This is a genomic window from Methylobacterium aquaticum (assembly GCF_001043915.1).
GTDB classification, from domain to species: Bacteria; Pseudomonadota; Alphaproteobacteria; order Rhizobiales; family Beijerinckiaceae; genus Methylobacterium; species Methylobacterium aquaticum.
On sequence record NZ_LABX01000060.1, the window covers coordinates 1 to 6,464 of the forward strand.

6 protein-coding genes are annotated in these 6,464 nt (G+C 71.6%); 1 reads left to right on the top strand and 5 read right to left on the bottom strand.

Annotation, left to right across the window (positions count from 1 at the left end):
• The 4 genes from VP06_RS08500 to nth all read right to left on the bottom strand — a co-directional run.
• Positions 1 to 1,048 (bottom strand): efflux RND transporter permease subunit (locus tag VP06_RS08500; protein ID WP_048463352.1); only part of this gene is annotated, 1,048 nt, incomplete at its 3' end.
• A 12-nt stretch (positions 1,049 to 1,060) separates the two neighbouring features.
• Positions 1,061 to 2,842, bottom strand: a complete 1,782-nt coding sequence (locus VP06_RS08505; protein ID WP_048463353.1) for an efflux RND transporter periplasmic adaptor subunit — start codon at positions 2,840 to 2,842, stop codon at positions 1,061 to 1,063.
• A gap of 89 nt (positions 2,843 to 2,931) precedes the next feature.
• On the bottom strand, positions 2,932 to 3,390 hold the full coding sequence (locus tag VP06_RS08510) for a hypothetical protein (protein ID WP_048463354.1): 459 nt from the start codon (positions 3,388 to 3,390) through the stop codon (positions 2,932 to 2,934).
• A 49-nt stretch (positions 3,391 to 3,439) separates the two neighbouring features.
• Positions 3,440 to 4,120 carry an endonuclease III gene (gene nth, locus VP06_RS08515; protein ID WP_048463356.1) on the bottom strand — a complete coding sequence of 227 codons (681 nt, stop codon included), beginning with the start codon at positions 4,118 to 4,120 and terminating at the stop codon, positions 3,440 to 3,442.
• A 125-nt stretch (positions 4,121 to 4,245) separates the two neighbouring features.
• On the opposite strand from nth, the gene VP06_RS08520 reads away from it, so the two are divergent.
• On the top strand, positions 4,246 to 4,782 hold the full coding sequence (locus VP06_RS08520) for a DUF2244 domain-containing protein (RefSeq protein WP_048463355.1): 537 nt from the start codon (positions 4,246 to 4,248) through the stop codon (positions 4,780 to 4,782).
• Positions 4,783 to 4,983: 201 nt separating this feature from the next.
• On the opposite strand, the gene recD2 is transcribed toward VP06_RS08520, so the two are convergent.
• Positions 4,984 to 6,464, bottom strand: a 1,481-nt coding sequence (gene recD2, locus VP06_RS08525; RefSeq protein WP_048463357.1) for an SF1B family DNA helicase RecD2, incomplete at its 5' end; no start/stop codon positions are given.

Here is a 6,464-nt window from a genome sequence, read left to right on the forward strand (position 1 = left end):
GCACCAGCGCCACCACGGCGATCGCCTCGACCAGGACCCGCTCGACATTGCCGATCGCGGTCTCGATGAAGTCCGCCTGACGGAACAGGATCTTGTCGGCCGAAATGCCGGCCGGCAGCGACGGCGCGATGTCCCTCAAGGCCGCCTCGATCGCGCGCGTCAGCGCCACCGTGTCGACCTCGGGCTGCTTCTCGACCGAGACGATCACCGCGGGCCGGCCCTGATAGCCGCCCTCGCCACGCTTGGCCTTGGCGGCGAAGGACACCTCGGCCACCTGCCGCAGCCGCACCGGGGCGTTGCCGCTGGCCCCGACGACCAGATCGCGCAGATCCTCCAGGCTCATCGTGCGGCCGATGTTCCGGATCAGGTATTCGCGCGCATCCTGGTCGGTGAAGCCGCCGCCGGCATTGGTGCCGAATTGCTGCAAGGCCGCATCGAGCTGCGCGTTGCTGACGCCCAGGGCCCGCATCGCCGCCGGGTTCGGGGCGACCCGGAACTGCCGCACCTCGCCGCCGATCGGGATCACCTGCGCCACGCCCGGCACGGTGAGGAGGCGCGGGCGGAGCACGAAATCGGCGGTCTCGCGCAGCTCCATCGGCGACAGGCTCTCGCCCGTCACGGCGATCAGCAGAACCTGGCCCATGATCGAGGAGACCGGGCCCATCTGGGGCGAGACCCCGCGCGGGAGCTGGTCCTGGACCAGGCTCAGGCGCTCGGCGACCTGCTGCCGGTTGCGGTAGATGTCGGTGCCCCAGGCGAACTCGACATAGATGACGGACAGGCCGACGCCCGAGATCGAGCGCAGCCGGGTCACCCCGGGCAGGCCGTTGAGCCGGGTCTCGATCGGATAGGTCACCATCTGCTCGACCTCCGGGGGCGCGTAGCCCTCGGCCTCGGTCATGATGGTGACGGTCGGGCGGTTGAGGTCCGGGAAGACGTCGACCGGGAGCCGGGTGAGGCTGAACGCCCCGTAGAGCACCAGCACGCAGGCGAGCGCCAGGACGAGCAGGCGGTTGCGCAGGGATTGCGTGACCAGGACGGAGAACATCGTTCGGCTCTCCTACCGGACCTGGTCCAGAAGCTCGGCGCCCTGGACCACCACGCGGGTGCCGGGCTTTACCCCGGCCTCGACCAGCACGCGGGCGCCGTCGAGGGGCGCGACCCGCACGGGCTTCGCCTCGTAGCGCTCGGCGGCGATGTGGGCATAGACCACGTCCTGCCCGTTGGCGGTCCGCACCACGCTCGCCCGCGGCAGGGCGAGGCCCCGCTGCTCGGCATCGATGGCGGCCAGCACGGTCACGAACTGGCCGACCCGCAGGCCCTCGCTGCCGCCCTGGATCGCGAACTGGACCGGGATCGCCTGGTTGCGGTCGGCGAGGCCGGCGCCCTGGTAGGCGAGCGGCAGGGTCCGTCCGTCGGCCATCCGCGCGGTGGCGTCGGCCGCCGGCGTCAGGGCGTCGAAGCTGAGCGCCTCGACCCAGAGCTTTTGCGGATCGACGATCTGAAACACCATCTGGCCGGGATTGGCCATCTGGCCGGCGACCGCCGCGGCCTCGGCGATCACCCCGCCGACCGGCGCGGTGAGAACTTCCGGCTCCTGGCGGATGCGGTCGAGGGCGGTGCGGCGGTCCTTGAGGCCCTTCAGCTCGTCCTGCGCCTCGTCGAGCTGCACCTGCGAGACCGCGCCGCCCGGGGCGAGCTTGAGGTAGCGGTCGACCCGGCGCTGCACGATGGCGATCTGCTGGTCGAGTTCGCCCTGGCGCTGGCGCATGTCCGACAGGTCGACCCGCTGCACCGGCGGGGTGACGAGGGCCAGCACCTCCCCCGGGCGGACCCTGGTGCCGAGCCGCGGGAAGGTCCCCGAGGGCGGCGGTGCCAGGCGCCCGCCAACGGAGGATTGCACCACGCCGCTGGCATTCGGATCCGGGATGATCCGCCCCGGCAGCGACACGGTGCGGCGGAACGCGCCCTCGGCCACGATCTGCGTGCGCAGGGAGAGCAGGCGCTGGGTGGGTTTCGGCACGAATACCGCCCCGTCGGCGAGGCGCTGGGCGAGGTCGGCGGGCGGCGGCACGAAGGCCGCCCGGGTCTCGGCATGATCGCCGTCATGCGCGAAGGCGGTGGCGCCCAGCACCAGGGTCACGGCCAGCACCAGCACCGCGAGGACGGGGGCCCGGCGCCCGGCCCGCATCAGCGCCATGGTGGCGAGGCCGAGCACGAAGCCCCCGGCCGCGAAGAGGCCGGCACCGGGATCGCGGGCGGCGAGCCTGTCGGTCAGGCGCTCATGGAGCGCCTGCACCCAACTTTCGCCGTCATGCCCGGCATGGGCGGGGGGCTCGGCAGGAGGGGACGCAGCCGCCTTGCCGCCCTTCGGGGCCGGCGGCAGGACGATCGCCAGCGACAGCACGTCGACATCGGCGCCCGCCGTCACCGTGACGACGAGATCGAGGTGGTCCTGGCCAGGATCGCGCCTCGCCAGCCAGGGGGCGGAGAGGCGATAGCTGCCGTCCGGGGCCGGCTCGGCCGTGGCGGGGCCGGCCGGCGTCTCGACCTCCAGGGTGGCGTCGGTGATCGGCTCAGCCGTTGCGAACCGGTCGAGATAGAGCACCAGGGCGTCACCCCGGGGGATCGCCACCAGCTCGAAGGCGGCCGACGCCGCCTCGCCCCGCGGTGCGATGGTCTTCGAGATCGGCGCCTGCGGGGCGCCGTGGTCGTGTCCCTCGTGGGCGTGAGCGGGTCGGGGGGAGTTCGTGAGGAGCGGCAGCGCCAAAAGGACAAGTCCGATCTTGGCGGGCGCAGCGTCCAGCACGCGCGGCGCGGCTGGCAACCGGAACGGAACCATGGCGGGATGAACCTTCGCGAGCGGACGTCGAGGAGCGCCCGCGGCAACACTCGCCCGTCAGGGCGGCTGCCGGCGGCGGGACGCGGGCGTCAGGCGAAGGATCGAGGGGGACGGGCGGGGGAATCCGGCACGATGCCGGCTGGCACCGCCACCGCGGCGGCTGTGAGCCGGCGGGCCGCGGTGAGGGACGGGAACGCCGCAAGCCCCTCGGGAAGCAGGCCGGGCACGCAGCAGGAGGCGCCCATCAGGCAGCACAGGCCATTGCAGGGCCGGCCGGCCGGCGCCTCATCCGGGTCGGCGGCGGTCAGGCGTGGTGCCTGCGCGGCCATGTGAGCCTCGGTGTGCGCCTCGGCCAGCGTCAGCGCTGTCACGGCGGACGCGCCGAAGGAGGTCGCATGGGGGGCGTGCCCCCGATGCCCATGGCCCTGATGTCCCTGGCCCTGATGGGCTTGCGCCGCCGACGCCCCGACCACCGACGCACTGACGCAGGCGGCGATCATCACGATCACCGCGGCGAGCAGCCGTGCGAGGGGACGGGACAGGATCATGCCGGCAGGATACCAGATTCCGGCGCGCTGGAAAGCCGGAGCGTGAACGTCAGCCCGGCCCCGGGGTCTTGTCGGGATAGCGGCACAGATCGGCGATCGGGCAGCGCCAGCATTCGGGCTTCCGCGCCTTGCAGGTGTAGCGCCCGTGCAGGATCAGCCAGTGATGGGCGTTGAGGCGGTAGGGCTCGGGCACGATCGCCTCCAGCCCGGCCTGGACCTTGTCGGTGGTGGAGCCGGGCGCGAGCGGGATGCGGTTCGAGACCCGGAAGATGTGGGTGTCGACCGCGATGGTCGGCTCGCCGAAGGCGACGTTGAGCACCACGCTGGCTGTCTTCTTGCCGACGCCGGGCAGCACCTCCAGCTGCTCGCGCGCCCGCGGCACCGCGCCGCCATGCTCCTCGATCAGGATGCGCGACAGGGCGATGACGTTCTTGGCCTTGGTGTTGAACAGCCCGATCGTGCGGATGTGATGGCGCACCACCTCCTCGCCGAGCGCCAGCATCGCCGCCGGGTTGTCGGCGCGGGCAAAGAGCGGCGCGGTGGCGAGGTTGACGCTCTTGTCGGTCGCCTGGGCCGACAGCACCACCGCGACGAGCAGCGTGTAGGGATTGACGTATTCCAGGTCGGAGCGCGGCTCCGGGTTGGCGGCGCTGAGCCGCGCGAAGATCTCCCGCAGGGTCGCGGCGTCGACCGGCTCCGGCGTGGTCGCGCGGGCGGCGAGGGGCGTCACGAGCGCCCCCTTCGCGAGGCCCGCCTTCGCGAGTCCCGCCTTGCCGCGTTCCACCTTGGCAGGTGCGGTGATTTGGTCGGGGGCGGCCTGCTTCCGGCGAGTCATGCATGCCTTATATTGGGCGCATGGCGAGCGGCAAGACACCGGACGACGCAGGCGCGCGGCACCCCTACGGGCGTGACCCGGACGCGATCGAGCGCCCGGTCTTCTCGGCGACCATCCGGCCGCATTGCTCGCTGTCGCGCCTCGGCTTCCGGGTCGTGATGGTGTTCTGCGGCGGCGTCGCCCTGGTGACGGGGATCGCCTTCCTCCAGATGGGGATGTGGCCGGTCACCGGCTTCTTCGGCCTCGACATCGCGGCTTTGTGGCTGGCGCTGACCGTCAATGCCCGCCGCGGCCGCTCCTTCGAGGAGGTGGTGATCAGCCAGATCGAGGTGCTGGTCGCCCGCGTCAGCCATCGCGGCGAGCGGGCCGAGTGGCGCTTCAACCCGCTCTGGACCCGCCTGCACAAGGTCGAGGATGACGAGTACGGCCTCATGTCGCTGTCCTTCGTCTCGCGCGGCCAGCGGGTGCTCGTCGCCCGCGACGCCTCGCCGACCGAGCGGCAGGTGGTCGCCGATGGGCTGACGCGGGCCCTGGCGGAGGTGAAGAAGGGGTATTAGAGCATTTTCCGACGAAGTGGATACCGGTTCGTCGTAGAAAATGCGGCAAAATCAAACAGCTAGAGAAGCTTCGCGATTGCAATGCGATCGTGAAGCGCTCTAGCCGAGCGAGCCCGTTCGATCGATGGGCTCCGACGGAGTGTGCACCCTCCGGGTCATTCCGGGCTCCGCTTTCGCGGTCCCGGAATGAGACAGTGGCTCTCAAGAACGCCGATGAGTCGAGCGGGCCGTCTGTCTCGTCCTGGCCGGTTGCCGCAGCCACTCGGCCAGTTTCGTGAATCGCGGCCTCGCCCCACCCCGCACCGCGATCGCCACTGCGCGGGCCTGCGCCACCAGCACCACCAGCCGCTTGCCCCGCGTCACCCCCGTATAGAGCAGGTTGCGGGCGAGCATCGTGTAGTGCTGCATCGCCACCGGGATCACCACGGCCGGGTATTCCGAGCCTTGCGACTTGTGGATGGTGATGGCGTAGGCGGGGCTCAGCGCGTCCAGCTCCTCGAACGGCCAGACGACCTCGCGTCCCTCGAAGCCGGCGGTGAGCACACCATCCTCGGGATCGACCCGCAGCACCACGCCGAGATCGCCGTTGAACACCTCGCGGTCGTAGTCGTTCTGGCCCACCATCACCCGGTCGCCGGGGGCGAAGACCCAGCCGAAGCGCTCGACCGCGACCGGCGGGTTCGGGTTCAGCACCCGCTGGAGCGCCTGGTTGAGGTGGCGGCTGCCCAGGGCGCCGCGGGTCATCGGGCAGAGCACCTGCACGTCCTTGACCGGATCGAGGCCGAAGCGGCGCGGGATGCGGTGGGTGACGATCTCGACCAGCTTGTCGGCACCGGTTTCGGGATCATCGATTCCAACCACGAAGAAGTCACCCTCGGGCGTATCGGCTCCTTCGGGCATCTGCCCGGCATTGATCCGGTGGGCGCCGGTGACGATCCGGCTCTCGGCGGCCTGGCGGAAGACTTCCCGAAGCCGCGCGACCGCGACGCGGCCCGAGTCGATCACGTCGGCCAGCACCCGGCCCGGCCCGACGGAGGGCAACTGGTCGACGTCACCGACGAGCCAGAGCGCGGCGTGGCGCGGCAGGGCCCGGGTGAGGGCGTTCATCAGCGGCACGTCGATCATCGAGGCTTCGTCCAGCACCAGCAGGTCGCAGGATAGCGGGCTGTGCTCGTTCCTCTGGAAGCCGCCGTGCTGGGGGTCGATCTCGAGCAGGCGATGGATCGTCTTCGCCTCGCGGCCGGTCTGCTCGCTCATCCGCTTGGCGGCGCGGCCAGTGGGGGCAGCGAGGAGCACGGAGGCGCCCGCCTCGTCGAGCATCCGCAGGAGCGCGTCGAGGGTGCTGGTCTTGCCGACGCCGGGCCCGCCGGTCATCACCGCGACCTTGGCGGTCATGAGCGTCGCCGCGGCGGCGCGCTGCGAGGGCGAGAGCGGCCGGCCGGTCTCGGCCTCGACCCGTGCCAGGGCTGCGCCCGCATCGATCTCGTCCCAGGGCAGGGGCGCCTCGTCGAGAGCGATCAGGCGCTCGGCGATGGCGCTTTCCGCCGCGTGCAGGCCGCGCAGGAACAGGTGGGGCACGTCGGCAATCGTGTCCATCACCACCGACTCGCCGCCGATCTCCTCGACCAGGGCGGTGCGGAGCAGGCCGGCCTCGACCGAGAGCAACGCGGCGGCGCGGGCGA

Excerpts from the sequence above, each read along its gene's own strand:
- VP06_RS08505 (WP_048463353.1), bottom strand. The coding sequence starts at position 2,842 with ATGGTTCCGTTCCGGTTGCCAGCCGCGCCGCGCGTGCTGGACGCTGCG.
- VP06_RS08520 (WP_048463355.1), top strand. The coding sequence starts at position 4,246 with ATGGCGAGCGGCAAGACACCGGACGACGCAGGCGCGCGGCACCCCTAC.
- VP06_RS08510 (WP_048463354.1), bottom strand. The coding sequence starts at position 3,390 with ATGATCCTGTCCCGTCCCCTCGCACGGCTGCTCGCCGCGGTGATCGTG.